The sequence below is a fragment of the Nonomuraea pusilla genome, from assembly GCF_900109355.1.
Taxonomy (GTDB): domain Bacteria; phylum Actinomycetota; class Actinomycetes; order Streptosporangiales; family Streptosporangiaceae; genus Nonomuraea; species Nonomuraea pusilla.
The window spans coordinates 162,109-188,630 of record NZ_FOBF01000004.1; the positions used below are offsets into that span (position 1 = coordinate 162,109).

General features: G+C 73.2%; 23 protein-coding genes and 1 riboswitch. Of the genes, 17 read left to right on the forward strand and 6 right to left on the reverse strand.

What is annotated here, in order from left to right; genetic code table 11:
- Nucleotides 1–80: 80 nt before the first annotated feature.
- The gene (locus BMX74_RS09760; protein ID WP_055503220.1) at nt 81–1,301 is read left to right on the forward strand and encodes a L,D-transpeptidase; all 1,221 of its coding nucleotides are present in this window, start codon (nt 81–83) and stop codon (nt 1,299–1,301) included.
- Between the two features lie 294 nt (nt 1,302–1,595).
- Here BMX74_RS09760 and trpD read toward each other — a convergent pair whose 3' ends face one another.
- The gene (trpD, locus tag BMX74_RS09765; RefSeq protein WP_082534877.1) at nt 1,596–2,633 is read right to left on the reverse strand and encodes an anthranilate phosphoribosyltransferase; all 1,038 of its coding nucleotides are present in this window, start codon (nt 2,631–2,633) and stop codon (nt 1,596–1,598) included.
- A gap of 6 nt (nt 2,634–2,639) precedes the next feature.
- The gene (locus BMX74_RS09770) at nt 2,640–3,038 is read right to left on the reverse strand and encodes a hypothetical protein (RefSeq protein ID WP_055504058.1); all 399 of its coding nucleotides are present in this window, start codon (nt 3,036–3,038) and stop codon (nt 2,640–2,642) included.
- Nucleotides 3,039–3,234: 196 nt separating this feature from the next.
- On the opposite strand from BMX74_RS09770, the gene ctaE reads away from it, so the two are divergent.
- Genes ctaE through qcrB form a run of 4 tightly spaced genes read left to right on the forward strand, consistent with a single transcriptional unit; the run spans nt 3,235 to nt 7,473 of the window.
- Nucleotides 3,235–3,888 (forward strand): aa3-type cytochrome oxidase subunit III, encoded by a 654-nt coding sequence (gene ctaE, locus BMX74_RS09775; RefSeq protein ID WP_055503218.1) that lies wholly within the window; start codon nt 3,235–3,237, stop codon nt 3,886–3,888.
- Between the two features lie 14 nt (nt 3,889–3,902).
- Entirely contained in the window at nt 3,903–4,712 is an 810-nt protein-coding gene (gene qcrC / locus BMX74_RS09780) for a cytochrome bc1 complex diheme cytochrome c subunit (protein ID WP_055503217.1), read from the forward strand.
- Complete coding sequence (qcrA, locus tag BMX74_RS09785; RefSeq protein ID WP_055503216.1) at nt 4,709–5,827, forward strand: cytochrome bc1 complex Rieske iron-sulfur subunit; 1,119 nt, start codon at nt 4,709–4,711, stop codon at nt 5,825–5,827. Before qcrC ends, qcrA begins: the two co-directional genes overlap by 4 nt.
- The gene (gene qcrB / locus BMX74_RS09790; RefSeq protein WP_055503215.1) at nt 5,824–7,473 is read left to right on the forward strand and encodes a cytochrome bc1 complex cytochrome b subunit; all 1,650 of its coding nucleotides are present in this window, start codon (nt 5,824–5,826) and stop codon (nt 7,471–7,473) included. Before qcrA ends, qcrB begins: the two co-directional genes overlap by 4 nt.
- 164 nt (nt 7,474–7,637) lie before the next feature.
- On the opposite strand, the gene BMX74_RS46610 is transcribed toward qcrB, so the two are convergent.
- Together BMX74_RS46610 and BMX74_RS46615 are read right to left on the reverse strand one after the other, a co-directional pair.
- Nucleotides 7,638–7,865 carry a DUF5360 family protein gene (locus BMX74_RS46610; RefSeq protein WP_420538124.1) on the reverse strand — a complete coding sequence of 76 codons (228 nt, stop codon included), beginning with the start codon at nt 7,863–7,865 and terminating at the stop codon, nt 7,638–7,640.
- Entirely contained in the window at nt 7,847–8,167 is a 321-nt protein-coding gene (locus BMX74_RS46615; RefSeq protein ID WP_218153938.1) for a hypothetical protein, read from the reverse strand. The genes BMX74_RS46610 and BMX74_RS46615 overlap by 19 nt, the downstream gene beginning before the upstream one ends.
- Nucleotides 8,168–8,190: 23 nt before the next feature.
- On the opposite strand from BMX74_RS46615, the gene BMX74_RS09800 reads away from it, so the two are divergent.
- Nucleotides 8,191–8,574, forward strand: coding sequence for a VOC family protein (locus tag BMX74_RS09800; RefSeq protein ID WP_055503214.1), 384 nt, complete (start codon nt 8,191–8,193; stop codon nt 8,572–8,574).
- An 881-nt stretch (nt 8,575–9,455) separates the two neighbouring features.
- Here the strand turns inward: BMX74_RS09800 and BMX74_RS09805 are convergent.
- On the reverse strand, nt 9,456–9,743 hold the full coding sequence (locus BMX74_RS09805) for an Lrp/AsnC family transcriptional regulator (protein WP_055503213.1): 288 nt from the start codon (nt 9,741–9,743) through the stop codon (nt 9,456–9,458).
- Nucleotides 9,744–9,752: 9 nt separating this feature from the next.
- Entirely contained in the window at nt 9,753–11,453 is a 1,701-nt protein-coding gene (locus tag BMX74_RS09810; protein WP_055503212.1) for a DEDD exonuclease domain-containing protein, read from the reverse strand.
- A 100-nt stretch (nt 11,454–11,553) separates the two neighbouring features.
- Here BMX74_RS09810 and BMX74_RS09815 point away from each other — a divergent pair, with 100 nt between their 5' ends.
- The 11 genes from BMX74_RS09815 (at nt 11,554) to BMX74_RS09865 (ending at nt 26,516) form a co-directional block, all read left to right on the forward strand.
- Entirely contained in the window at nt 11,554–13,050 is a 1,497-nt protein-coding gene (locus BMX74_RS09815) for a serine/threonine-protein kinase (RefSeq protein WP_055503211.1), read from the forward strand.
- Nucleotides 13,040–14,626 carry a serine/threonine-protein kinase gene (locus tag BMX74_RS09820; RefSeq protein WP_143078610.1) on the forward strand — a complete coding sequence of 529 codons (1,587 nt, stop codon included), beginning with the start codon at nt 13,040–13,042 and terminating at the stop codon, nt 14,624–14,626. Before BMX74_RS09815 ends, BMX74_RS09820 begins: the two co-directional genes overlap by 11 nt.
- 985 nt (nt 14,627–15,611) lie before the next feature.
- Nucleotides 15,612–17,000 carry a hypothetical protein gene (locus BMX74_RS09825; protein ID WP_055503209.1) on the forward strand — a complete coding sequence of 463 codons (1,389 nt, stop codon included), beginning with the start codon at nt 15,612–15,614 and terminating at the stop codon, nt 16,998–17,000.
- A gap of 123 nt (nt 17,001–17,123) precedes the next feature.
- A complete protein-coding gene (locus BMX74_RS09830; RefSeq protein ID WP_063792006.1) occupies nt 17,124–17,723 on the forward strand; it encodes a TetR/AcrR family transcriptional regulator in 600 nt (199 codons plus the stop codon).
- Nucleotides 17,720–19,558 (forward strand): alpha/beta fold hydrolase, encoded by a 1,839-nt coding sequence (locus tag BMX74_RS09835; RefSeq protein ID WP_055503208.1) that lies wholly within the window; start codon nt 17,720–17,722, stop codon nt 19,556–19,558. Before BMX74_RS09830 ends, BMX74_RS09835 begins: the two co-directional genes overlap by 4 nt.
- 214 nt (nt 19,559–19,772) lie before the next feature.
- The gene (locus tag BMX74_RS09840; protein WP_256256855.1) at nt 19,773–21,134 is read left to right on the forward strand and encodes a sensor histidine kinase; all 1,362 of its coding nucleotides are present in this window, start codon (nt 19,773–19,775) and stop codon (nt 21,132–21,134) included.
- Complete coding sequence (locus BMX74_RS09845; protein ID WP_091099799.1) at nt 21,131–21,799, forward strand: response regulator; 669 nt, start codon at nt 21,131–21,133, stop codon at nt 21,797–21,799. Before BMX74_RS09840 ends, BMX74_RS09845 begins: the two co-directional genes overlap by 4 nt.
- Before the next feature lie 117 nt (nt 21,800–21,916).
- Nucleotides 21,917–23,239 carry an NYN domain-containing protein gene (locus BMX74_RS09850; RefSeq protein ID WP_055503205.1) on the forward strand — a complete coding sequence of 441 codons (1,323 nt, stop codon included), beginning with the start codon at nt 21,917–21,919 and terminating at the stop codon, nt 23,237–23,239.
- 99 nt (nt 23,240–23,338) lie between these two features.
- Nucleotides 23,339–24,298 (forward strand): C40 family peptidase, encoded by a 960-nt coding sequence (locus tag BMX74_RS09855; RefSeq protein ID WP_091099801.1) that lies wholly within the window; start codon nt 23,339–23,341, stop codon nt 24,296–24,298.
- A gap of 402 nt (nt 24,299–24,700) precedes the next feature.
- Nucleotides 24,701–24,845, forward strand: a riboswitch (cyclic di-AMP (ydaO/yuaA leader).
- A gap of 26 nt (nt 24,846–24,871) precedes the next feature.
- Nucleotides 24,872–25,504: a C40 family peptidase gene (locus tag BMX74_RS09860; protein WP_256256856.1), complete on the forward strand. Its 633-nt coding sequence runs from the start codon at nt 24,872–24,874 to the stop codon at nt 25,502–25,504.
- Nucleotides 25,505–25,619: 115 nt separating this feature from the next.
- Nucleotides 25,620–26,516 carry a hypothetical protein gene (locus BMX74_RS09865; protein WP_143078611.1) on the forward strand — a complete coding sequence of 299 codons (897 nt, stop codon included), beginning with the start codon at nt 25,620–25,622 and terminating at the stop codon, nt 26,514–26,516.
- The last annotated feature ends 6 nt before the right edge of the window (nt 26,517–26,522 follow it).

A 26,522-nucleotide genomic window follows, 5' to 3' on the forward strand; every position in this document is an offset into this window, starting at 1 on the left:
ACTGGTGTACGGATGTGGCCAATGGATCACCGAGGAATAAAGGAGGTGAAGCGGTTCGATCTTGGACGAGGGAGTCACTCGTGGAGCGCGTAGCGTATGGATCGGCAGGTCTGCTGGCCTTGACGTTGCTGACGGCGTGCTCGGCGAGCGTGGCCGCCGGCGGCCCCGGTGATCCGGGCGAACGCCCGGCGGGCGGCGCGGTCGCGCCCGAGGCGTCCGTGGTCGTCACCCCGCAGGACAAGAGCGGGAACGTGCCGACCGACCAGGCGGTCGTCGTGTCGGCTCCCCCCGGCGGCACGCTGAGGAGCGTCCGCGTCGACGGCGGCAAGGCGGGGGTCCTGCCGGGCACCGTGAGCGGCGACGGCACGCGCTGGCGCAGCACCGCCACCGCCAGGCCCGGGGTCACGTACACGGTGACCGCGACGTCGGCGGACGTGTCGGGCAGGCAGACCGAGACGACGAGCACGTTCAGCACGGTGAAGGCCACCCAGATGTTCGACGTCGAGCGGGTGACGCCGAACAAGGACGACACGGGGCTCACCGTCGGCATCGGCATGCCGATCATGCTCGCGTTCGACAAGCCCGTCGCCGACAGGGTCGCCGTCGAGCGCAACCTCATCGTCCGCACCTCCAAGCCGGTCGAGGGGGCCTGGCACTGGTTCGACGACCGCCACGTCGACTTCCGGCCGCAGGAGTGGTGGCCGGCGCACACGAAGGTCCAGCTGGAGGCGAAGCTCGCCGGCGTGCGCGGCGGCCCCGGCCTGTACGGCAAGCGCGACATCCGGCTGGAGTTCAAGATCGGCCGAGCGCAGATCACCCGCGGCACCACCGACGAGCACGTGCTGACGGTCCGGCGCGACGGCAAGAAGATCCGGACGATGCCGATGAGCGCCGGTCAGGGCGGCGAGTGGAAGTACTACACGACCTCGGGCATCCACCTGGCGATGTCCAGGGAGCCGGTGACCATCATGACGTCGCCCGGCATCGGCCCAGGACAGGCCGGCTACTACCAGCTCACCGTGTACAACACGGTCCGCATCTCCAACAGCGGCGAGTACGTCCACAGCGCGCCCTGGTCGGTCGGGTCGCAGGGCAGCGCGAACGTCAGCCACGGCTGCGTGAACATCAGCCCCGAGAACGCCGAGTGGTTCCTCAAGAACACCCTGATCGGCGACCCGATCATCATCACGGGGTCGCCGCGCAAGCTGGAGCCCACGAACGGCTGGGGGCACTGGCAGGAGGACTGGCACGACTGGCTCAAGTGGAGCGTGCTGAAGGACGGCCCCACCATCACGTTCTGAGCCTCCACGCCGCGCTTCTACCGCGCCGGCGGCCTCTGGCGGCCCTCAGAGCGTCCGAGCCGCCCCGTGGGGCCTCCGGGTGGCCGGGGCACCTCGCGGGCGGCTCGTGGTGGCTTCCAGCCGCGTACGCGGCTCAGGGGCTTCCCGTCGTACGCCTCCAGGCGGCGCGGATCGGAGGCGTCGCGTCGTGCGGGCGTCGCGGCTCAGGGGCCCGGCGCCGTGGGCCCCGGGCGGCGCGGCTCAACGGCGCGGCTCAGGGGTGCCCCGGCGTCGGCCTCGGGGCGGCGCGGCGGGTCAGACCGCGCCGCTGACCTCGATCCAGCGGTCGAGGGTGGCGGCGGCGCGGCCGGAGTCGACCGCCTGGACGGCGCGGGCGTAGCCCTCGGTCATCGCGGCGTCGAGGTCGTCGCCGGGGCCGTCGAGCGCCACCAGCGCCGCCGCGGCGTTCAGCAGCACCGCGTCGCGCACCGGGCCCGTCCTGCCGCCCACCAGGTCGCGTACGGCCTGCGCGTTGAAGGCGACGTCGCCGCCGCGCAGGGCGCCGACGTCGGCGCGCGGGATGCCGAGCACGGCCGGGTCGAACGTGGTCTGGGTGGCGGCGCCGTCCTGGACGACCCACACCGTGGAGGTGGCCGCGATCGTCAGCTCGTCGAGGCCGTCGTCGCCGCGGAAGACCAGGGCGCGCACGCCGCGCTCGGCGAACACGCCGGCCAGGACGGGCAGCATGCCCGGGTCGAAGACGCCGATGGCCTGCGCGGCGGGGCGGGCGGGGTTGGTCAGCGGGCCGAGGAAGTTGAAGACGGTGGGGACGCCGATCTCCTTGCGCGGCGGGCCGGCGAAGCGCAGCGCGGGGTGGTAGACGGGGGCGAAGCAGAAGGCGATGCCGGCCTCGCGCGCCACCCGCGCCGTCTGCTCGGGGGTGAGGTCGAGCCTGATGCCGAGGTGCTCCAGGACGTCGGCCGCGCCGCAGGACGACGAGGCGGCCCGGTTGCCGTGCTTGACCACGCGGGCGCCCGCGGCGGCGGCCACGACGGCGGCCATCGTCGAGACGTTCACGGTGTGGGCGCGGTCGCCGCCGGTGCCCACGATGTCGACCACGGGGCCCTCGACCGTGAGCGGCGTGGCCAGCTCCAGCATGGTGCGGGCCAGGCCCACCACCTCGGGGACCGTCTCGCCCTTGGCGCGCAGCGCGATCGCGAAGCCCGCGATCTGGGCCGGCGTGGCCGAGCCCGACATGATCTCGCGCATCGCCCACGCCGTCTCGTCCGAGCTGAGGTGCTCACCGGACAGGAGGGCGGAGAAGAGCGCGGGCCAGGTCGTCCGGGAGTCCATGGGCACCTACTTGGCGTTGAGGCGGGTGGAGGAGCGGCGGCGCATGAGGTCGGCCACGGTGTCGGCCAGGACCATCGGCTCGATCGGCTGCGGCACCACCGCGTCGGCCTTGGACCAGTCGGCGAGCCACCTGTCGTCGCGCCTGGCGATGATGAGGCAGATGGGCGGGCAGTCGTAGACCTCGTCCTTGGCCTGGCGGGAGACGCCCATGCCGCCGGCCGGCTGGGTCTCGCCGTCGAGGACGGCCACGTCGATCTCGCCGGAGCTCAGCCACTGGTGCACCTTGGGCTCGGTGGCGCACTCCACGATCTCAACGAGGGGGAGGTCCGCGGCCGGGCGCCGGCCGATGGCCGCGCGCACCTCAGCCCTGGTGGCGGCGTCGTCGCTGTAGACGAGGACCCTCATCGTGTCGTCGGTGCTCACGGTCGCGCTCACTATCCGTCGTAGCGGTATGGTCACCTGGGATCGTACCGGTGCCCCGGCGTGCAATCCCAGGCCGCCGTCTCTTGCAGGCGTTTTGCACCAATTATCCCAGGTTGTTGGCCTGTTTCGGCCCCCTAACGGGGGGTCGTGCGCCGGACCGACCACCGGAGCCGCAATAATGCTGCCCGTGGCGACAGCATCCGCAATAACTTCGACGACGACAGCACAGTCGTACCGCAGACCCAACCTGGTCAGCGTCGGGACGATCGTCTGGCTGTCCTCTGAGCTCATGTTCTTCGCGGCGCTGTTCGCGATGTACTTCACCATCCGGTCAGTGAGCGTCGGCAAGGGCCTCGACTGGGGTCCCGCGCTCCACCCCGTGGGCGTAGAGGCCGCGGAGGGCGCTCACCTGAACATCCCGTTCGCGACGGTCAACACGATCATCCTGGTTCTGTCGAGTGTGACGTGCCAGCTGGGCGTGTGGGCCGCGGAGAAGGGGCAGGTCGGCAAGCTCCGCTTCTGGTACATCGTCAGCTTCCTCATGGGCGCGGTCTTCGTGGCCGGGCAGCTGTACGAGTACGGCGAGCTGGCGTCGGAGGGCGCGACCCTGTCCGCCAACGCCTACACCTCGGTGTTCTACCTGACGACGGGCTTCCACGGCCTGCACGTGACCGGTGGCCTGATCGCGTTCCTGTTCATGTTGGGACGTACGTACGCCGCGAAGCGCTTCACGCATGAGCAGGCCACCAGCGCGATCGTCGTGTCTTACTACTGGCACTTCGTCGACGTCGTCTGGATTGGTCTTTTCGCGACCATCTACATCATTCGTTAAGGAACGGGATCTCTGTGACTAGGATCACCGCTTGGCGGCGGCATCCCCTCGCGAGATACGCCGTCCTGATTTTCGCCTTGGCGCTGGTCGGGATGGTCTATGCCGCCTTCGTCCAGGCGGGTAAGCCCGCCGACGCGGCGCTGGCGGCGGGCAAGGTCGACGACGTGGCCGAGGGCAAGAGCCTGTTCGTGCAGCACTGCTCCAGCTGCCACGGCATGAACGCCGAGGGCACGGCCACCGGCCCCACCCTCGTCGGCGTCGGCGCCGCCGCGGTCGACTTCCAGATGAGCACCGGCCGCATGCCCGCCGCCGACCCCGGCGCGCAGGCCCCGCGCAAGCCGCTGGCCAAGTGGGTCACGCCCCAGGCCATCAGCCAGATCGGCGCCTACGTGCAGTCGCTCGGCGGCGGCCCGCAGGTTCCCGGCAAGGAGCAGGTCGACCCCGCGGGCGGCGACGCCGGCAAGGGCGGCGAGCTGTTCCGGGCCAACTGCATCCAGTGCCACAACTGGGCAGGCGCCGGCGGCGCGCTGACGCGAGGCAAGTACGCGCCCGACCTGAACCAGGCCTCTCCCACGCAGATCTACGAGGCGATGATCACCGGCCCGCAGGCGATGCCGGTCTTCAACGACACGACGATCACGCCGGAAGAGAAGCAGAGCATGATCGCCTACATCACCCAGGTCCGTGAGCAGAAGGACCCGGGTGGCTTCGGGCTGGGCCGCATCGGCCCCGTCACCGAGGGTCTTGTAGCGTGGATCGCAGGCCTCAGCGCTCTCGCCCTTGCCGCCATCTGGATCACCGCGAAGAAGCGACAGAAGTCATGACTGACAACGAGCACGAGATCGAGCAGCCGGACGAACGCGTACCCAAGCGCGTCATCGGCACCCCCGCGCCGGGCACCTCGATGCTCGGCACCGCGGAGCAGGCCGCGGCCGCCGCGGGCGGCGACGTCCCCGGCGTGACGCTGCAGGACGAGAAGAAGGCGCGCAAGGCCGAGAAGATCGTGGCGCTCTGCTTCACGATCACGTTCCTCGCGGCGGTCGCGTTCATCATCTCCTACGTGGTGTTCCAGGTCGGCAGCCCCGAGGCGACCGGCACGTCGAACCTGGCCCTCGGCGGCACCCTGACGGTGGCCATCCTGGCGATGGCCATCGGCATCGTCGTCTGGGTCCGGATGATCATGCCGAAGTACGCCCTCGTCCAGGAGCGCCACCCGATGGTCTCCGACGACGACGACCGCCGGTACGTCTCGGAGACGTTCCTGCAGGGCGCGGGCGAGAGCGGCTTCGTCAAGCGCAAGCTGCTGCGCCGCACGCTGCTGCTGGCCGCGGCCCCGCTGGGCCTCGTCCCGCTGGTGCTGCTGCGCGACCTCGACAACAGCAAGATGCCGGGCGCGAAGTTCAACAAGCTGCTGCGGCACACCGTCTGGGGCGAGAAGACCAAGGACGGCAAGCCGCTGCGCCTGGTCGTCGAGGGCACCGGCCAGCCGATCCGCGCGGCCGACTTCAACTCGCCGGGCGGCATCCTGTCCGTCGTCCCCGAGGGCTACGAGCACGACCTGAACGCCCTCGCCAAGGCCACCCTGATCCTGATCAAGTTCCGTCCCGAAGAGCTGAAGGACGGCGTCAACAAGAACTGGACGATCGACGGGATCGTGGCCTACTCCAAGATCTGCACGCACGTCGGCTGCCCCGCGGCCCTGTACGAGCAGACCACCCACCACATCCTCTGTCCGTGCCACCAGTCGACGTTCGACGCGGCCGACGGCGCGAAGGTCATCTTCGGCCCGGCCGCCAGGCCGCTGCCGCAGCTGCCGATCAGCGTCGACGAGCAGGGCTACCTCATCGCCCAGGGCGACTTCCACGTCCCCGTCGGTCCCAGCTACTGGGAGCGGGGCGACGCCGAGGCTGAGGCGCGGATGAAGGGAGGCCAGGCATGAGCGACCTGACAGCCGTACCGAAGGGCATCGCCGGGCCGTCGAACTTCCTCGACGAGCGTCTCGGCGGCGCCTCCGCCCTGAAGCGCAACCTGCGCAAGATCTTCCCCGACCACTGGTCGTTCCTGCTGGGCGAGATCGCCCTGTACTCGTTCGTCATCCTGCTGCTGACGGGCACGTTCCTGACGCTGTGGTTCAAGCCGAGCATGGCGGAGATCGCCTACGACGGCTCGTACGCGCCGCTCAAGGGCGTGATGATGTCGCAGGCCTACGCGTCGTCGCTGGAGATCAGCTTCGACGTCCGCGGTGGACTGCTGATCAGGCAGATGCACCACTGGGCGGCCCTGCTGTTCATCGCCGGCATGATGGTGCACGCGCTGCGGGTGTTCTTCACCGGCGCCTACCGCAAGCCGCGCGAGCTCAACTGGATCATCGGCATCCTGCTGCTCTCGCTGGCGCTGGCCGAGGGCCTGACCGGCTACTCCCTCCCCGACGACCTGCTCTCCGGCGCCGGTCTGCGGATCACCGAGGGTGTGGCCATCTCGCTGCCGCTGGTGGGCACGTACGTCACGTTCTTCCTGTTCGGCGGCGAGTATCCGGGTGAGGATGTCGTCTCCCGGTTCTACTCCCTGCACATCCTGCTCATCCCGGGCATCCTGCTGGCGCTGGTGTCGGCCCACATGGTGCTCATGTGGGTGCAGAAGCACACCCAGATGCCGGGCAAGGGCCGCACCAACCACAACGTGGTCGGCGCGCCGTTCTACCCGGCGTTCATGGCCAAGGCCGGCGCGTACTTCCTGTTCACGCTCGGCGTGATCAGCGGCCTGGCGACGTTCGCCCAGATCAACCCGATCTGGCTGTTCGGGCCGTACACGCCTGCCGACGTGTCGGCGGGTTCGCAGCCCGACTTCTACATGGGCTTCCTCGAAGGCTCGCTGCGCATCATGCCGCCGTGGGAGATCAACCTCTTCGGCACGGCCCACGCGGGCACGCTGCCGCTGAGCGTGATCATCCCGGCGCTGGTGCCGCTCGGCATCATCATGACCGGCCTCGCGCTCTACCCGTTCCTGGAGCGCTGGATCACCGGCGACCACCGCGAGCACCACATCGCCGACCGTCCGCGCAACAACCCGCACCGCACCGCGATCGGCGTCTCGGCGATCACGTTCTACGGCGTGCTGTGGCTGATGGGCGCCAACGACGAGATCTCGAAGGTCTTCAACGTCAGCCTGAACGTCACGACGTACGCGGGCCGAGTGATGATCATCGTGGCTCCGGTCATCGCCTACATCATCACGTACCGGATGTGCCTGGGCCTGCAGCGTTCCGACGCCGCGATCATCGGTCACGGCGTGGAGTCCGGCGTGATCAAGCGCCTGCCGCACGGCGAGTTCATCGAGGTGCACACGCCGCCGGCCGAGGACCTCGAGGCGCACCTGCGGGGCAAGGAGCCCGTCCGGATGCTCCCCGTCCTGGAGGACAAGTCGGGCATCCCGCCGAAGGGCATGCGCGGTCCGCTGGGCAAGCTGCGCGCCCGCATGTCGAAGGCGTACGGCGGGGAGAAGATCCCGCTCGAGGAAGAGCACGCTCACGAGGAGGAGAAGGCCGCGATCGGCGCCGGAGGCGACGACCGCTCCCTGACCCACTGAGGTAATGCCGCCACCGGGGCCCGGACGACACCGTCGTCCGGGCCCTTCGGCTTCCCGGGCTCCTCGGGTTCGCCCGCGCCGCGCAGACGGCGGCCCGCGGCATGGGGGCGGTCAGGCGGACGGGCGGCGGAGAGCGGGAAGAGCAGGAGAAACAGGTTCGGCCCTCACCAGGCCGGCGAGAAGTCGCCCCGAAGGGTGCGCAAGGCGCTCGTCCTCAGCCCCGACGCGGCCGCCAGCACCAGCGCCGGGCCGCGCCGCAGGAGGAGCGAGGCCAGACCCGTGAGGCTCGCCGGCAGGTCGAACCACAGGAACGACCGGTTGCAGGCGACCGTCAGCGGGTCGGTGCAGTCGGCGAACGCCCACACCGCCGGGATCAGGCCCGGCCCGGTGATGGCTCCAGGCCACGAACCCGAGGTCCGTGACCAGCACCAGGGCCATGGTGACGCGCGGCGCCATCGCTGGCCTCCATCAGGTAGCGGCGGGTTTGCTCGCGCAGGCCCGCCTCCGGCTCGCCCAGGCCGAGCAGCCTGGCGGCCCACCAGCCGTCGACGGCCGGCCTGATCGCCGTCGCGGCCTCCGGTCCAGCCCGTCCTGGACGAGACGCGCCTGCCAGGCGGCGTACCGGCGGCGCAGCGGCGCCAGGCCCGCGGGACCGACCAGCACGCCGGCCGGCAGCGCCGCCGTCACCCGTCAGGCGGCCTCGCTAAGGTGATCCGCATGCACATCGAACGGCTCGACCACCTGGTGCTGACCGTCGCCGACATCGAGGTGACCACGGACTTCTACAGCCGGGTGCTCGGCATGGAGGCGGTCACGTTCGGCGAGGGACGCACCGCCCTGCGCTTCGGCACCACCAAGATCAACCTGCATCGCGCCGGCCACGAGTTCGAGCCGAAGGCGCACCGTCCGACACCGGGCAGCGCCGACCTCTGCCTCATCACCGCCGACCCGCTGGACCAGGTGATGGAGGAACTCGCCCGGCACGCGGTCCCCGTCGAGGAGGGCCCGGTCGAACGCACCGGCGCGACAGGCCCGATCCTCAGCGTCTACTTCCGCGACCCGGACCACAACCTCCTGGAGATCAGCACCTACCACCGCTAGGACGGCCGCCCCCGCACACCCACCTCCTGGGGAGCGTTCCGACTTCCGTGGGGAGGGGCGGGGATGACGCCGCTGTGCGCCAACTCTCGGGAGGTGGGCTCGCCTCACGTGGGGGGAGAGGCCGGGGATGGTGCTGTGCGGCGGCGTCTCGGAGTGCGGCCTCGCTTCCCGTGTGAGGGAGGGGCGGGGGAGGCGACGTCTCGGAGTGCGGGCTCGCCTCCCGTGCCGGGGAGAGGCTGGGGAGGCCGCTGTGCGGCGGCGTCCGGGGCGGTGGGCCCGCCTCCGGTCCGGGGGAGGGCGGGGGAGGTTCTGTGCTCTCGGCTTCGACTGGCGGGTTGGAGACCGGGTTGGTTGCGGCGGGCATGTCGCTGCTCGGTCGGCTCTGGACGGTCGGCTCGGGGGCGTACCAGGTAGGGGCGGGGGATGCGGCTTGCGGCGGTCGGTTCTAGCCGGGCCGACCGGATGCCCGAAGACGTCCCTGCGTCGGCTCCGGTCGCGCTCGTATGCCGTGCAGGGGTACGGCACGTCCGCCGGGCGGCCGGTTCATTGCCCGGCGGGTGTGCGCGCGGGGATCTCTGGGCGATCCGCCCGGTGGCGGGCTCGCCTTCCGTGTCGGCGGGTGGGGTGCCCGCTGTGCGGCGGCTCCGGGCGGATGGCTCAGTCGGACGGTGAGGCGCCTGGGGACGGTCAGCTCGGGACGGTCGGCTGGTCTGCCAGGGCGGGTGGGGACGTCGGCTCCGGACGGTCGGCCGGTCTCACAGGGCGCGTCGGGGGATGCCGCTGGGCGGATGGCGACGTCCCCCTCCGTGTCCGCTGGGCTCCCACAAGAGGGAAGGGGACGCTCGCCGGGCGGGGCGGGGTGCTCCGGTTTCCGGGTCGGCTCAGTCGGACTCGGGGAAGCCGATGGAGAAGGCGGCGTCGAGGTCGTGCCTGGAGTAGGTGCGGAAGGCGATGTGGGTCTCGGTGTGCAGCACGCCGGGCACCTTGTTGAGCCGGCCCGGGATGACCTCGGCGACCTGCTCGTACGCCGCCACCCGCACCATGGCCAGCAGGTCGTACTCGCCGGTGATGGAGTAGACCTCGCTCACGCCCTCGATCTCGGCGATCTCCTGGGCGACCTCCGGGATCCGGTCTACCTCTGCGTTGATGTGGACGATAGCCGTGACCATGAGCCAACTCTATCGGCGCATGTCCTGGGTGCGGTAGGCGAGGTCGATGCGGGCTTTGTGACGGGCCGCCCCGTGCGCGGGCAGGCACCACTCGCCGTCGATCTCCACTAACCGCACCCCGGGGGACTCCAGCCAGCGCAGGATGCACTCGGTCTCCTCGGCGCTGGCCGCGTGGACGGGCCCCGGGCCGGGGATGACGGCCTCGGCCACGGCGGTGAGCGAGGCGACGAACGGCTTGGGGTGCGCCCCCCTGGGCATCACGCCGGCGGCCGCGAGCCGTCCGTACCGGATGACGTGGATGTCCCAGCCGCCGTCGAAGGCGGGGCTGGCGGCGACGAGCTGCGGGATGCGGGTGATGGCGCCGAGCCGCTGCATGCGCGCGGCGGCGCGGACGAACGAGGCGAGCCGGTCGCGGTCGACGGACGCCTCCTCGTAGCGCTGCTCGGCGGACAGCCGCTCCATGCGGGCGGACACCGCCGAGAAGACGGGCGAGGCGTCGAGCGTCATGGCACGCCGGGCCCGCTCGACGTGCCTGGCGTACTCGTCGGGCGTCTCCTTGCCTTCGCACGGCGCGCCGCAGCGGCCCATCTCGTGCAGGACGCAGGCGGCGCGCCGGGTGCGCGGCCCGACGGGCTGGGTGCACTGCCGCAGCGGGACGGCCTCGTGCAGGGCGGTGCGGGCGTCGTCGGCGAGCCGGGTGCTGCTGAAGGGGCCGAGGTAGGTGGCGTCGTCGTCGCGTACCTCGCGCACGATGGACAGGCGGGGGAACGCCTCGGCGGTGAGCTTGAGCCAGACGACCTTCTCGGGGAAGCGCGACCTCCGGTTGTAGCGGGGCTTGGCCCCGCCGATGAGCCGCAGCTCGCGTACCTCGGCCTCCAGCGCGGTGGCGCAGACGATGTGGCGGACCCGCTCGGCGATGCCGATCATCTCGCGGATGCGCGGCCTGGTCTCGCTGGCCGTGAAGTAGGAGCGGACCCGGTTGCGCAGGTTGGTGCTCTTGCCGATGTAGAGGACCTCGCCGCGTTCGTCCTCGAACAGGTAGACGCCGGGGGCGTGCGGGACGGACTCGGCCAGGTGGCGTTTGCGCTGCTGCTCCGGCGTGGGGGCGCGGACGAACGACTTGAGCTCCTCCAGCGTGTGGACCTGGAAGGACCCGGCCCGCTCGATGAGGCCGTGCAGCACGTCGACGGTGGCCCTGGCGTCCTGGAGCGCGCGGTGGCACGGCTCGACGGGGCTGCGGAAGAACCTGGCCAGCGTCGAGAGCTTGGCGTTGGAGATCTCGTCGCGGGTGAGGACGCGGCGGGCGAGGTCGACGGTGTCGACGACCGGGTTGGGCGGCGGGGGGTAGCCGTGCGCGGCGCAGGCGGCCTTGACGAAGCGCGTGTCGAAGCCCGCGTTGTGGGCGACCAGGGTGGCGCCGCGGATGAACTCGAGGAAGCTCGGCAGCACCGCCTCGATGCGCGGCGCGGCCATCACCATGGCGTCGGTGATGCCGGTCAGGACCGAGATGAACGGCGGGATGGGGCCGCCGGGGTCGACCAGCGTGGAGAACTCGCCCAGAACCTCGCCCGCCCGCACCTTGACCGCGCCGATCTCGGTGATGGTGTGCTCCGCCGGGGAGCCGCCGGTGGTCTCCAGGTCGAACACGACGAACGTGACGTCGCTCAGCGGGGTGCCGAGCTCGTCCAGGGTGCCTTGAACCGCGTCCACGTCCCAAGACCATAGAGACGCCGACCGACAGTTGCGCGTGAGGGAGGGGGCGAGGGCTTCGGATAACCATCCGAGATGATCCTTAGTTACCCTTCCCCTTATGTCCGCACGACTCGCCGGCCGCTACGCCCTGCTGCGCCCCCTGGGCAGCGGCGGCATGGGGAAGGTGTGGCTGGCCAGAGACGAGATGCTCCAGCGCGAGGTCGCGGTCAAGGAGCTGACGCTGCCCGACGGCCTCCCGTCCAGGGAGCGGGAGGAACTGGTCACCAGGGCCGTGCGTGAGGCGCAGGCCACGGCGCGGCTGCGCCACCCCGGCATCGTGGCGCTGCACGACGTCATCGTCGAGCAGGACCGTCCGTGGCTGGTCATGGAGCTGCTGCGGGGCGGGACGCTGGGCGACACGGTCCGCGACTTCGGGCCGATGCCGCACCCGTACGCGGCCAGGGTCGGCGCGGACGTGCTGGAGGCGCTGTCGGCCGCGCACGCGCAGGGTTTGCAGCACCGCGACGTCAAGCCGGGCAACGTGTTCCTGACCGAGGCCGGCAGGGTGGTGCTCACCGACTTCGGCATCGCCAGGCAGGAGGGCCAGGCGACCCTCACCGAGCAGGGCCTCATGATCGGCTCGCCCGGCTTCATCGCGCCCGAGCGGCTGGACGGCGAGCCGGGCGGCCCCGCGAGCGACCTGTGGTCGCTCGGCGCCACCCTGTACGTCGCCGTGACCGGCGGCCCGCCCTACCCCGGCACGGCGGCCGAGCGGATCAAGGCGACGCTCACCGCGCCCGTGCCGACGGCGTCCGGCCCGCTCGGGCCGCTGATCGCGGCGATGATGGCCAGGCACCCGGCCGCCCGTCCCGACCCGCGTTCCATGGTGGAGGCGCTCAGGCAGGTCGCGGCGGGCCAGGATCCGCGCCTTCCGCTCGCCGCCGACGCCACGGCGCCCCGCCGGGTCAGGCGCAGGGGCCGGACGCTGCTCTGGACCGGCGTCGCCGTGGTCGCGGCGGCGGCCGTGGCCGCCGCGGGTCTCATCGTGTACCGCGTACGTGAGCAGGCGGTGCCGGAGGCGTTCACCGTGCCGATGGACGTCTGCACGCTGCTCCCCGCCGAGGAGGTAAGCGCGATCCTGCGCACGGCCAGCCCGCCCAAGGCCGACCCCAGCTCCGACGAGGTGGGCCCCAAGTGCGGCTGGGCCGTGCCGCAGACGGGCGTGGAGCTCCAGGTGCAGAAGGACTCCGACACGGTCGACCCGTGGTCGATGACGCCCGAGTCGGCGCACACGCTCCTCGCCAACCAGCAGCGCCGCTGGGGCCGGTACGACGACATCGACTGGACGTGGCCGGAGATCGGGGTGAAGGACTCCCGGAAGGCCAAGCGCACCCCCGTGCGTCCGGTGAGCGGGCTGGGGGAGGAGGGGTTCGCGTTCGAGCTGACGGGCTCGACGAAGCGCGTCCACTCGGCGGTCGTCTACTACCGGCTGGCCAACCTGGTGGTGAGCGTCGAGTACACGACGCTCATGAACCGGCCCACCGACGAGGAGGTCAAGCAGACCGCGCTGCGGGCGGCACGGGCGATCGAGCAGGCGTTGCGCAGTGCGGGCTGACGGCACAAGAAGCTGGGACGGTGCGGGCGGCACAGGGAGCTGGGGCGGTGCGGGCGGCACAGGGAGCTGGGGCGGTGCGGGCGGCACAGGGAGCTGGGGCGGTCCCGGCGGTCCTGGCGGGCCCGGCGGCGTCGGCGGTGGGGACGGCTCGTACGTGCTGGCCGGGCGGTACCGGCTGGTGGAGCGGCTGGGCGAGGGCGGCGCGGGCACCGTGTGGCGGGCCGCCGACCTGATGCTCAGCCGCGAGGTCGCGGTCAAACAGGTGCGGGTGCCTCCGGGGCTGACCCCGCACGAGCGGGCCGAGTTCACGCAGCGGGCCATCCACGAGGCGCGGTCGGCGGCGAGGCTGCGCGACCACGCCATCGTCATGGTGCACGACGTCGTGCTCGACGGCGACCAGCCGTGGATCATCATGGACCTCGTCGCGGGCCGGTCGCTCGACAAGGTGATCAGGGAGTCGGGGCCGCTGCCGCCCGCGTTCGTGGCCAGGGCCGGGCTGGCGGTGCTGTCGGCGCTGGAGGTCGCGCACGCGCACGGCATGCTCCACCAGGACGTCAAGCCGGCGAACATCCTGATCGACGCCGACGGTTCCGCCATGCTCACCGACTTCGGCATCGCCGCGCCGCTCGGCGGGCAGGGCGACAGGTCCGGCACCGCGGGCTCGCCCGGCTACATGGCGCCGGAGCGGCTGAACGAGCAGCCGTCCGGCCCCGCCTCCGACCTGTGGTCGCTCGGGGCGAGCCTGTACACGGCGGTGGAGGGCAGGGCGCCGTTCGAACGCCAGCTCCCCGCCGCGGTCGCCGCGGCGGTGCTGCTGCACGAGCCGCCGTTCCCCTCCAGGGCCGGGCGCGAGCTGGGCAGGCTGATCATGGCGATGCTGGCCAAGCGGCCCGCCGACCGCCCGGGCCCCGCCCAGGTCCGCCAGGTGCTCGCCGCCGCGGCCGAGGGAAGGGCGGCGTCGCGGCGGCGCGGGTGGCTGCTGCCCGCCGTGCTCGCCGCCGTCGTCCTGCTCGGCGCGGGCGGCTGGTACGGCGTCACGGCGCTGCGCGGCACCGGCGACACCGGCAGGTTCGCCTCCGCGCCCGACCCGTGCGCGCTCCTCACCGGCGCGGACGCCGGGAAGATCATCGGTGTGGCCGCCCCGAGGCGCGCGCCCACCAAGCCCGGCGAGTGCGAGTGGGCCACGCCCGCCGAGCAGCGCAGGGCCCGCAAGCTCATCATCCGCGTCTGGGCCGAGCGGCCGGCGGGCGGGCTCGGCGCGCCCGCCGTCGCGCAGCGGCGCTTCGCCAGCGAACGCTCCACCAGGGCGGGCGCGCAGGGCAGCCAGCTGCGGGAGACGTACAGCGCGGTCAGGGACGAGCAGGGCATCGGGGAGGCGGCGTTCGTGCAGGACTACTTCCGGCTCTCGCTGACCTCGACCGAGAGCGGGCTGGCGGAGAGCAGGGTGCTCCTCCGTACGAGCAACGTGCTGGCCGAGGTGGTCTGGCGGCGGGAGGACACGCCGTCCAAGGACGCGGGGGACCCGGGGCCCGCCCTGTCGGGAGCCCGGCTCGTGGCGACGTCCCTCACGCGGTGACCGGCCCGGGGCCGTTCCTGTCCACCGGACGTGTTGGTGAAATGTCCGAGTCGCGAGCGACTTGCATGAGCGATGACTAGCATGTTCCCCCGCAAGTCAGGGCAATCCCCAGGAGTCCCGCGTGAATCCCGGTAGCGAGTACGAGCCGCCGACCCACCCGTACGCCATGCCGGGCGGCTCGGCCGAGCCCCCACCCGAGCCCGCGTTCGAGCCTCCGTCGGAGCGCGCGTTCGAGCCGCAGCCGGAGCGCCCGCCCGCGCCGCAGGAGTCCCCGGGGCCGCGCCCTCCCGCGATGCCGTACGGACCTCCTGCCGGGCCATCCGGGCCCGCTCCGACGCCGTGCGGACCTCCTGCCGGGCCATCCGGGCCCGCTCCGACGCCGTACGGGCCGTCGTCAGGGCCGCACGCGCCTTCCGCGACGCCTCCTGGGCCTCCTACGGGGCCGTCCGGGCCGCCGGGAACGCCGTACGGACGGCCTCCTGCGGGGCCGCCCGGTCCGTCCGGGATGCCCGGCGGAACCCCCGGCCCTGCGTTCCACGGGCCGCCCCCCGCCGCGCCGCCCGGCGTCCCCCACGGGATGCCTCCCGCGGCGGCGGGCCCGCAACCGGGTGGCCCGGCACGGGTCGGGCCGCCCACCGGCCCCTGGTCGCCGACGCCGACGCCGAGCGGACCGCAGGCGGCCTTTCCCGGCGGGCCCCCGAGCGGACCGCAGGGGACCTTTCCCGGCGGACCGCCCAGCGGGCCGCAGGGCGCCTTCCCGGCCTGGCCGCCGGGCGAGCCGCAGGGGCCCCTTCCGAGCGGGCCGCACGGGCCCCTTCCGGAGGGGGCGCAGGGGGCCTTTCCCGGTCCCGGTGGGGGGCGGGGCGGCTTTCCCCTTGGGGTTGAGGGGCGCGGTGGCGTGGAGGACGGTGGGGCCGGGTTGCCTCCGACCGTTCCTGGGCGGCCGGCGCCTCCCGGGTCCGCACCGGGCAGGCGGCCCTGGGCGATGCCCGCTCTGGCCGCCGCCCTCGTGGTGCTGGTCGCGGCGGGCGGCGTCGGCGCGTACGTCGTGTTCGGCGGAAAGACCGGCGCGACGTCGCCCGCGGGCAGGACGGCCGCGAAGTCCCCCGCCGCGGCCGGCGCCGCCGCCGGTCCGGACGTCTGCTCGATGCTGCCGAAGGACGAGGCCGACCGGCTCGTCCCGGACGCGAAGGTGAGCGGGGCGTCCAGGGAGAACGAGTACACGGTCGTCTTCTCGTGCAGCTGGGCCAACGACAACATCTCGTACGGCGAGTACCGGCGCAGCAGGCTGGTCGAGGTGAAGGTCGAGCAGCACGTCGGCGACGGCGCGAAGACCGGCAGGGCGATGGCGCAGAACTCGTTCGAGGTGGAGCGGCAGGGCGCGGAGTACGGCGCGACGGCGAAGCCCACCTGGCTGAAGGAGGACGAGAAGCTCTACCAGTCGAAGGTCAGGGACATCCCGGGTGTGGGTGAGGGGGCGTTCGCCCAGTACACCTGGCAGCGCACGGGCAAGCTGACCTGGCTGTCGTTCGGCGAGGCGCTCGGCCGGGTGGACGACTTCACGATCTCGGTGCGGTTCCAGGCGAGCCAGCAGCGCAAGGACGCCGAGATCCTGTCCACGGACACCGTGCAGTCGGTCACGGAGGAGAACGCGCTGCGCGAGGTGAGCCGGCTGATCCCGCACTTCGCCAAGGGCGTGGCCGCGTGGAAGGCCCGCAACCCGGGCGTGCTGGCCAAGCCGGACAAGAAGGAGTCCGTCTCGTCCCCGACCCCGGAGCCGACGCCGGAGGCGACGGTCCTGGCGGCGTTCCCGCCTGCCTGCCAGGCGGTGACGGAGGCGGCGACGCGGCTCGTGCCGAGCCCGACGCCCCGCGCCAGGGGGCTGGAGCAGGGCAACGACAGCCAGACGGAGTGCCGCTGGCTGAACAGGGAGATCGCCGACGGCGACACGGCGAGGATCCGCAGCGTGCTGATCACGACGCACCGGTTCACGAACCGGGCGGGCGAGCTCGACGCCCCGGCGGCGAAGGCGTACTTCGTGGGCCAGCGCGGCAGCCTCAAGGGCACCGCGGGCACGTCGATCGGCGGCATCACCTGGGGCAGGATCGTCGAGATCGACGGGCTCGGCGAGGACGCGTTCGGCCAGTACGCGAGGATCAGGCGGGGCGAGGTGTTCGCGGCGTCGGGCACGGTGCTCGTGCTGAAGGGCGCGACGGTCGTCCAGGTGGACTTCTCCGGGCATGACCGCCCGAAGGACGAGCCGACGAACTCGCCGAAGGCGGTGCTGCTGCCGGAGAAGCAGGCGAACGCGGGCGCGCTGGACATGGCCAGGGCGTATGTCGCGGAGCTGGCCAGGCAGCCGGCCGGAAGCTGAACCGCCCCGGGAGCCCCTGAGGGGGCCTCGCGCACGGCTCAGGCGGCTCCCCGGCGGCGGCGGAGGACCACGGCGGGCGCCCCCGTGACAGCAGAATATATAGACCGGTCTATTATTGACCGCATGGTGGGAAACAAAGGCGCGCGGACCAGCGCGCGGCTGGTGGAGTCCATGCTGGAACTGGTCCAGGCCCGGGGCTACAGCGGCACGGGTCTCAACACGGTGGTGGAGCACGCGGGCGCGCCCAAGGGGTCGCTGTACTTCCACTTCCCGGAGGGCAAGGAGGCGCTCGGCGAGAAGGCCGTCGAGCTGGCGGCCGACCGCTTCCGCTCCCTGCTGGCCGACGCGACGCTGGAGCCGGGCAGCGCGGGCGAGGTGATCCGCCGCGTGGTCGCCGTCCTGGCCGGGATGCTGTCCGGCAGCGGCTACACGCTGGGCTGCCCGGTCTCGGTCGTCACGCTGGAGATGGGCGCCCAGAGCGAGCGGCTCCGGGCGGCCTGCGCGAGCGCGTTCGACTCCTGGATCACGCCCGTCGCCGAGTTCCTGGCGGCGCGCGGGCACGGGCCGGCCGAGGCCCGCGCGCTGGCCACCGCCGTGGTCAGCACGGTCGAAGGGGCGATGATCGTCTCGCGCGCCCAGCGGTCGGACGAGCCGCTGCGCTGCGCGGCCGACGCCCTCGCCGTCCTCCTGGACGGCCGCCGGAGCGGCGAGGCGACCCCGTGAGCGCGGCGGAGCGGCACGCGCTCGTCTTCGGGGCGACCGGGCTCGTCGGACGGCACCTCGTGCTCGCCCTCGGGGCGGCCGGCGTGCGGGTCAGCACGGCCGGCAGGAGCCGCGGATCGTACGAGCGGCTGGCCCGGTGGCTGGAGGAGCGCGGGCACGGGCGGCCCCCCGCCGATCTGCGGGTGGACTTCGAGGCCGGGTCGCCGCTCCTCGGCGACCCGGAGCAGTGGCAGGACGTCACCGAGGTCTACAACTGCGCGGGCGCCTACCGGTTCGGGATGACGGCGGAGGAGGCCCACCGGGCCAACGTCGGCACCGTCCTCGCGGTCGTGGCCTTCGCGGCGAAGCTGCCGCGGCTGCGCCGCCTCGTCCACGTCTCCGGCTACCGCGTGGGCGGGCAGGACCCGGCGCTGGTGCCGTGGAGCGCCGAGCGCCGGCGGGAGGCCTACGCGGCGCTCGGCGCGTACGAGGCGTCCAAGGTGGAGGCGGACGCCGTGTTCACGGCCGAGTCGGAGCGGCTGGGGCTGCCCTGGTCGGTGGTGAACCCGTCGAGCGTGATCGGCGACAGCGTCACCGGCGAGTCCGACCAGTACCTGGGCCTGGCGGCGACCCTGAAGGACCTGTGGCGGGGCAGGCTGAGGGCGGTGCCGGGGGACGGGACGACGTTCGTGCCCGTGGTGACCGCCGACCACCTCGCCCGGTTCATGACCCTCCTCCCGCCGGACGACGCCACCCGCGGCGCGGCGTACTGGGTGCTGGACGACGCCACCCCGGCGCTGCCCGGCCTGCTCGCGCTCGTCGCCGACCACTACGGGGTGAGACCGCCCCGTGCCCGGATCCCCGTGGCCCTCCTCAGGCGGCTGCCCCGCCGGCTGACCGGGGCCGACCCCGAGACCCTGACGTTCCTGTCGGGCGACCGTTACCCGACGGCGCCGGCGCGGGAGCTCGCCGCCCGCCACGGGCTGTCCACGCCGGACGTCACCCGGTCGATCCTCGCCTGGGCCGACCACCTGGCGGCGTACCGGTTCGGGGACGCCGCGGAGGGCCGGCGGCGGTTCACGACGGTCGCCGGGGTGCGGACGTTCGAGGTGGGCGAGCTGGGCGAGCATGGCGCGTCCACGGTGGTGCTGCCTGGCCTGCCGGTCAGCGCCGACACCTGGGCGCCGGTCGCCGCGGCGCTGGGCCACGCCCGGGTCGCCGACCTGCCGGGGCTCGGCATGAGCGGCGGCGGCCCCGCCGTGTGGGCGGACTGGACGGGGGCGCTCGTGACCGGGACCGGCGCCCGCCACCTGGTGGGGCACTCGGTGGGCGCGGCTGCCGCCGTGACGGCGGCAGCGGCGCGTCCCGGCCTGGTGGAGCGGCTCACGCTCGTCTCGCCGTTCTTCCTGCAGGCGCCGGCCGGGGGCGCCGCCCGGTGGGCGCCCCTGACCCGCCGGTACCTGCGCCTGGTGAGCCCGCAGGCGCTGTCCAGGAGGCTCACCGGCGACGCCGGGCACGCGGAGGCGCTGCGCGGCAGCGTCGCCGACCTGCGCCGGGCGGGGGTCGCGGGCACGGCCGCCCGGCTGCTGGCCGCCGCGGCGGGACGGCGGTGGCGGGAGGAGCTCGTGGTCGCGTTGCGGCGGTACGAGGGGCCGGTGCACGTCGTCGTCGGAGCGGACGACCCGCTCACGACCGAGGGCCGCGCGCTGCTGGACGCGCTGCCGCGGGCCACCGTGACGGTCGTCCCCGGCGCGGGACACCACCCCCAGCTGACGCACCCGGGGGAGGTCGCCCAGGCGATCGGCGCGGCGACCGGAGCGGCGCGACCCGCTCGCCGGGTGCCAGGTCGAGGGTGAGGTCGGTGATCGTCCTCCCGCCGGCGCTGCACCAGGGCCGCCCCGGGCGACAGCGTCGCGTGGTCATGCCTGCCGAGGGCAGGGGGCATGGGCAGGCCCTGGGGGACCACGGGGCTGGCCGGGCGCCGTCGCCCGGCGTCCGCCCGAGGGCTGACGCCGGGATCGACTTTGGTCGCTGTCGGCGGGGCCGGTGGTGGCCCTAGGCTCGTGACATGTGACGGTGAGGAGCGGCCCGGCCGACGCGGGCGACCACGAGTACCGCTGGGCGTTGCCCTCGGTGCTGCTCGGCGACGGCGGCGACGGCCGCCCGGTGCGCCGCTCCACCCGCGACTGGATCGTCGACACGCTCATGTTCGTGCTGGCGTGCCTGGTGGCGCTGCTGACCGTGGAGGAGATGCGCGGGCAGCCCGAGCCGCTCCTCGCGGTGGAGCAGGTGACGGGCGTGCTGTCGTGCGCGGCCGTGTGGCTGCGGCGCAGGTGGCCCGTGGCGCTCGCGGTCGTCACCACTGTCGCCTCGACGTACCTGGAGCTCGTGGGTGGGGCGGCGCTGGTCGGCCTGTTCACCGTGGCGGTGCACCGGCCGTTCCGCGTGTCCGGCCCGGTGGCGCTGCTCAACCTGGCCACGCTGGTGCCGTTCGTCCTGCTCAGGCCGGACAACACGCTGGGCGGCCCGATGCCGGCGATGGCCCTCGGCGCGGCCATCCTGCTCGCGGTCTTCGCGTGGGGCATCGTCGTCAGGGCCAGGCGGCAGCTCGTCTGGTCGCTGCGGCAGCGCGCGCTCACCGCCGCCGGCGAGGCGCGGCGGCTGGAGCGCGAGCGCATCGCGAGGGAGATGCACGACGTGCTCGCGCATCGCCTGTCGATGCTGAGCCTGCACGCTGGGGCGCTGGAGTTCCGTCCCGACGCGCCGGTCGAGGAGATCGCCAGGGCGGCGGGGGCGATCAGGGCGAACGCCCACCTGGCGCTGCGCGACCTGCGCGAGGTGATCGGCGTGCTGCGGCACACCGGCTCCGCCGCGGACGCGGCCGGGGACGAGGACGAGACGGTGCCCGACCGCCCGCAGCCGACGCTCGCCGACGTGCCCGCGCTGGTGGAGGAGTGCCGCCAGGCCGGCATGGACGTCCGGCTGGACCTGGACGTCCCGTCCGCCGCGCCGGACGGGCCCGGCGTGGAGATCGCGCCTGCCGCGCCCGATGGGCTGGGCGTGGAGATCGCGCCTGCCGCGCCCGACGGGCTGGGCGTGGAGGTCGCGCCTGCCGCGCCCGACGGGCTGGGCCGCAACGCGTACCGGATCGTGCAGGAGGCGCTGACCAACGCCCGCAAGCACGCGCAGGGCGCGCCGGTCACGGTGACGGTGTCCGGCGCCCCGGGCACGGGCCTGTCGGTCGAGGTGCGCAACCCGCTGGCCGTCCGGCAGGGCGCGCGCGTCCCCGGCGCGGGGGCCGGACTCATCGGCCTGACCGAGCGGGCCGAGCTGGCGGGCGGCAGCCTGGGCCACGGGCCCACCGCCGAAGGCGACTTCCTGGTACGGGCCTGGCTGCCGTGGCCCGCCGACCGCGATGAGGAGGAGAGATGACCGCGCCTGCGCAGGCGCCGATCCGGGTGCTGCTCGTCGACGACGACGCGCTGGTCAGGGCTGGGCTGTCGATGATCCTGGGCGGGACGGGCGACATCGAGATCGTGGGGGAGGCGGGCGACGGCGCCCAGGTGCCGCCGCTGGTCGCCGCGCGCCGTCCCGACGTGGTGCTCATGGACATCCGCATGCCGGGCGTCGACGGCCTCACCGCCACCGAGACGCTGCGCGCGGCGCCGTCGCCGCCCGAGGTGGTGGTGCTGACGACGTTCCACGCCGACGCCCAGGTGCTGCGGGCGCTGCGGGCCGGGGCCGCGGGGTTCCTGCTCAAGGACATCGCGCCGGCCGATCTGGTCGACGCGATCAGGCGGGTGGCGGCGGGCGAGCCGATCCTGTCGCCGGTGGTGACGCGCCAGCTCATCTCGCACGTCTCCGACGGCGGGCGCGGCCACCGGGCCGAGCGGGCGCGGACGCTGCTCGACCGGCTCAGCGAGCGGGAGAGGGAGGTGGCGCTGGCCGTCGGCCGGGGCAGCTCGAACGCGGAGATCGGGCGGGCGCTGTTCATGAGCGTGCCCACCGTCAAGGCGCACGTCTCGCGCATCCTGACCAAGCTCGGACTCAACAACCGGGTCCAGATCGCCCTGCTGGTCTACGACGCGAGCGGGTGAGAACGTCCCCTTATACTCCCAACCAAGCGCTTGTCCACTTTGAGGGTGGCCGTTACGGTCCGGTACGCGGCAGCCGTACCCTTGTCTGAAAGGCCATGTCACGAAGGGACAAGTGGGATGAGTTCAGCGGGTGAAGGCCTGTCTCGCCCGCTTCCCGAGCAGGTACGGCTCAACGTGGTCGACCTGGCGGCTCAAGTCCTCGGGGCGATGCCCGCTGTCTCGATCCCGGCCCCGCTGAGAGGCATCGCCAAGTTCGACCCGCGCAAGAGGGCCAAGCTCGGCGGCGCCCCGATCGCCGCCCAGCTGGAGAACGACAAGAAGTTCCGTGAGCTGGTCGCGGAGTCGGTGAAGTCGGGCTGGCCCGAGCTGGTCGCCTCGCTGTCCGACGGGCAGGTGCCGCCCGCCGCCGATCCGGTGCTCGTGGCCGCGGCCGCGTACCTCATCCGCCCGCCGGGATGGGCCGAGATGATCGAGATGGCCCGCACCGACCTGGAGAAGTCCGCCAGCGTGGCCGAGGGGTCGGAGCGCGAGGAGGTCGTCTCGCGGCTGCGCGAGCAGCTCGCCACGCAGAAGAACGCCGCCAAGGAGGAGTCCGACCGGCTGCGCGAGCAGATCAGGCAGGCCCGCGCCGAGAACTCCGACCTGCGGCGCAAGCTCCACGAGGCCCGCGAGCGGGCCAAGGCCGCCCAGCGCAGGGCCGAGGAGATGGAGCACGCGGCCGAGGAGGCCAGGGCCGCCGCGCTCAGCGCGGGCAGCGCGGGGGAGGCCGAGCTGCGCCGGCTGCGCGAGCGGCTGGCCGACGCCGAGCGGCAGCTGGAGGCGTCGCGCCGGGCCGCGCGCGAGGGCAGGAGCATCGAGGAGGCCCGTATCAGGGTGCTGCTCGACGCCCTGCAGGACGCCTCCGCCGGCCTGCGCAGGGAGCTGGCCCTGCCCACCACCATCAGCAGGCCCGCCGACTCCGTCGCCGCCGTCACCGGGGAGCGTCCAGGAGTGCGCGGGGTGCCTGCCCGCGCGCTGGCCGACGACGACCCGCAGCTCCTCGACCAGCTCCTGGCGCTGCCCCAGGTGCACCTCATCATCGACGGCTACAACGTCACCAAGACCGGCTACGGCACCCTCACCCTGGCCGACCAGCGCACCCGGCTGATGACGGGGCTGGGCGGCCTGGTCGCGCAGACCAGGGTCGAGGTGACCGTGGTGTTCGACGGGGCCGAGCTCAACGCCCCGGTGCAGGTCGTGGCCCCCCGGGGGGTGCGCGTCCTGTTCAGCGCGCCCGGCGAGATCGCCGACGACCTCATCCGCCAGCTCGTACGGGCCGAGCCGCCCGGACGCGCCATCGCCGTGGTCTCCTCCGACCGTGAGGTCGCCGAGTCCGTACGGCGCATGGGAGCCAGACCGGTTCCCTCTGGTTTGCTGCTGCGCCGGCTCGGCCGGGCCTAGATTACGAATTGGCGGTTTGGGCCAGACCCCACTCGCCACTTCTGTACTATTTCGCCCCAGGTGTAATCCCTGGGAGGCGACGCTGTGAGGATTGGCCGGGTGCCGGTGGCCACGGGTCTCGCGATCGGGCTGCTGCTCGCCACGACGAGTGGGGCCCTCGCCGATCCGAAGCCGACGCTGAATCAGGCCAAGGCCAAGCTGCAGAAGCTGAACGACAAGGCCGACAAGGTCGTCGACCGCTACAACACGGCGACCGAGCGGCACAAGGCAGCCAAACGCGCCTACACCAAGCTCGACGACCGCTACAAGGCCAAGCTGGCCACCGTGGCCGCCCTGCGCTCCGAGGTCGTCTCGGTGGCCGTCGACCAGTACAAGCTGGGCACCGACCCCACCTCCTGGCCCGCCATGATGGGCGCGCCCAACCCCGACAGCCTGCTGAGCGGACTCGCGCTCGCCGGGCAGCTCTCCCAGGAGCGCGCCGAGAAGCTCGTCGCCTTCGACAGGGAGAACCAGGGGCTCAAGGCCGAGCGCGACAACGCGCAGGACGCCCTCGCCGCCGCCGACAAGGAACGCGACGAGGTCGAGAAGGAGCGCTCGGAGATCCTCAAGCTGATCGCCGAGCAGAAGAAGCTGCTGAAGAAGCTCGGCGCGTACCGGGCCGGCAACCCCAACAGCACCGGCATCAAGTACACCGGCCCGGCCTCGGGCAACGCCGCCGCCGTCCTCACCTTCGCGTACGCGCAGATCGGCAAGCCGTACGTGTACGGCGGCACCGGGCCGGGCGGGTGGGACTGCTCGGGCCTGACGCAGGCGGCCTGGCGCGCCGGCGGTGTGTCGCTGCCCCGGACGACCTGGCAGCAGTGGGCCTGGGGCGCCAGCCGGCGGGTGCCGCTCGACCAGCTCCAGCCCGGCGACCTCATCTTCAGCGAGGGGCTGGGGCATGTCAGCATCTACGCCGGCGGCGGCAAGATCGTTCACGCGCCCCAGACCGGTGACGTGGTCAAGGTGGCCACCCTCTCGTCGTACGGCGGCCGCCTCGTCGGCGCCGTCCGCCCCTGACGCCTGCGTCATTCAGGACAGCCCCTGGAAGCCCCGGCTTCATGTCATCCCGCGCCCCTGCGATGAGGGCGCCCTCCGGGTGTCCTCCGGAGCCCCGTGCACGCCGATGAGCTTGCGCTGTGGCGTGCGCGGAAAGCGTGACAAACGTGACATAAAACCCCTGACAGGGGGGTGTCTCGCAGATTGTGAGAAGGGTCACATTTCGGTAACGGCGCTTCGGCGTCCAGCAGCGGATTCCCTCTTTACTCCGATCTTTATCTGATCCTTACAGGCGCCATCGGCCTTTGCCGGTCCGTGACCTTTCGTCGTACCTTCTGGCGTCGCAGCGGCACGCCACGTCGCGGCGAACATCCGTCGGCCACCGCCCCATCCCCTCGAGCACGACCCCACGAGGCGGTGGCCTGCCGAATCCGTGCAGCCATGAGGCACGGAGCCGGGGACCCAGGGATCCCGTCACGCGGGATCAGGGGTGAATCGGCGCGCCTGCGCCGTAGGGCTACTTCCCGGCCCGAACCCGTCAGCTAACCCGGTAGGCGTCGGTGGAAGACCCGAGGAGAAATCCTGTCTACCTCTGTGCACAACCCCCGCCTGTCCCGTCTCGCCCTCGGCGCGCTCACGATGACCGTGACCGCGGGAGGACTCGCGCTCCACGCCCCGGCGGCACGGGCGGAGACGGGAACGGTGTCCGGCGCGTCGGCGAGCGCGGCATCCGTAGCCACGGCCGACAGCACGACCACGGCCGACGCCTCGTCGGCCACGCGGGCCGGTACGACGGCCACGACGTCCGCCAGGAAGACCGCCACGTCCGCCAAGGCCAGGAAGACGGCCAGGCTCGCTCGTCAGACGACCAGGGCGCGCAAGGCCGTCTCCGTGGCGCGGCGCCAGATCGGCGACCCGTACCGGTACGGCGCCACCGGTCCCGGTTCGTTCGACTGCTCGGGGCTCGTCCAGTACTCCTGGAAGAAGGCCGGCGTGAAGATCCCTCGCGTGGCGAGCAGCCAGTTCGCCCGCATCAGGCACAAGGTGTCCTGGCGTGACCTGCGGCCGGGAGACCTGATGTTCTTCAGCGGGCTGGGCCACGTCGGCATGTACGTCGGGCACGGCAAGATGATCCACTCGCCGAGGACCGGCGAGCGGGTCCGCGTCGACAAGCTCAGCCGGTGGCGCAAGGGGTCCTTCGTCGGAGCGGTCCGCCCGGGGCTGTGACGGCGGCGTCCCCCCCGCCGGCCTCCTCCACGCCCCCGCCCCCCGTTCCCCCGGGGCGGGGGCGTCGCCGTGCCGGGGCCCTGCCGGGTCCCGGAGGCCGTTAGGCTCGGGCAGCGTGTCGGTGAGCCCGCGCCCCGCCAGGAGCAGAGTCACGGCCGGGCTGAGGAACGCGCTCACCACCCAGCCCGCGGCCCGTGCTGCGGCCCGTGCGGCCCGTGCCGCGGCCTGTCTGGCGCTCGTCCTGGCCGCTGGAAGCGCGCCCGTGGCGGTTCCCGCCCTGCCCGCCGCCGTCCAGAACCTCTGGAGCGGGCAGACCGGCGTCGCCCGCGGGCGGGCGTCCGTCGTCGTCGGCCACGGCACCGCGCCGGACCTGCTCGACGACCTCGCGCGCCGCGCCGACCTGGCGGCCGGCCGGGTCGCCGCCGTGCTGCGGCAGCCGGTACGGGCGCTGGTGATCGTCCCCCAAGACGCCGCGGAGGCCGGACGGCTGGCCGGGCTCGCAGGGGCGGCCGGGCTCGACGGGCTCGCGGCGGTCGCCGACCGCGGGCGCGTGATCGTCGTCCCCGGGACGTTCGCGCGGCTGACCCCCACCGGACGCGACGTCGTGCTCGCCCACGAGCTCACCCACGCCGCGGCGGGCACGGGAGGGCTGCCTCCCTGGCTGTACGAGGGGTTCGCCGACTACGTGGGCTACCGCGACGCGGGCCTGGCCGCGCCCGTGGCCGCCGCGGAACTGGCCGCCGAGGTACGGGCAGGACGCCCGCCGCGCGGCCTGCCGGGCCCCCACGACTTCGCCCCGGGCGGCGGCGACCCCGCCCGCCTGGCCCGCGCGTACCAGGAGGCGTGGCTGGCGTGTCGCTTCATCGCCTCGTCGTACGGCGAGGAGACCCTGGTGAGGCTCTACCGTGAAGCGCGGGCGCACGGCGTGGACCGGGCGCTGGCGTCGGCGGGGCTCACCGCCGGGTCGCTGGCCGCCGGTTGGCGCGGCTACGTCCTGGACGAGCTCGGGTGAAGGAGA

Bases quoted from the DNA above. Each gene is read 5' to 3' on its own strand.
- BMX74_RS09805 (WP_055503213.1), bottom strand. From the start codon at position 9,743: ATGGTCACGGCTATCGTCCACATCAACGCAGAGGTAGACCGGATCCCG.
- BMX74_RS09850 (WP_055503205.1), top strand. From the start codon at position 21,917: ATGAGTTCAGCGGGTGAAGGCCTGTCTCGCCCGCTTCCCGAGCAGGTA.
- trpD (WP_082534877.1), bottom strand. From the start codon at position 2,633: ATGGACTCCCGGACGACCTGGCCCGCGCTCTTCTCCGCCCTCCTGTCC.
- BMX74_RS09830 (WP_063792006.1), top strand. From the start codon at position 17,124: ATGGTGGGAAACAAAGGCGCGCGGACCAGCGCGCGGCTGGTGGAGTCC.
- BMX74_RS09845 (WP_091099799.1), top strand. From the start codon at position 21,131: ATGACCGCGCCTGCGCAGGCGCCGATCCGGGTGCTGCTCGTCGACGAC.
- ctaE (WP_055503218.1), top strand. From the start codon at position 3,235: ATGCTGCCCGTGGCGACAGCATCCGCAATAACTTCGACGACGACAGCA.
- BMX74_RS09770 (WP_055504058.1), bottom strand. From the start codon at position 3,038: ATGAGGGTCCTCGTCTACAGCGACGACGCCGCCACCAGGGCTGAGGTG.
- BMX74_RS09825 (WP_055503209.1), top strand. From the start codon at position 15,612: ATGCCCGCTCTGGCCGCCGCCCTCGTGGTGCTGGTCGCGGCGGGCGGC.
- BMX74_RS09800 (WP_055503214.1), top strand. From the start codon at position 8,191: ATGCACATCGAACGGCTCGACCACCTGGTGCTGACCGTCGCCGACATC.
- qcrB (WP_055503215.1), top strand. From the start codon at position 5,824: ATGAGCGACCTGACAGCCGTACCGAAGGGCATCGCCGGGCCGTCGAAC.
- BMX74_RS09815 (WP_055503211.1), top strand. From the start codon at position 11,554: ATGTCCGCACGACTCGCCGGCCGCTACGCCCTGCTGCGCCCCCTGGGC.
- qcrA (WP_055503216.1), top strand. From the start codon at position 4,709: ATGACTGACAACGAGCACGAGATCGAGCAGCCGGACGAACGCGTACCC.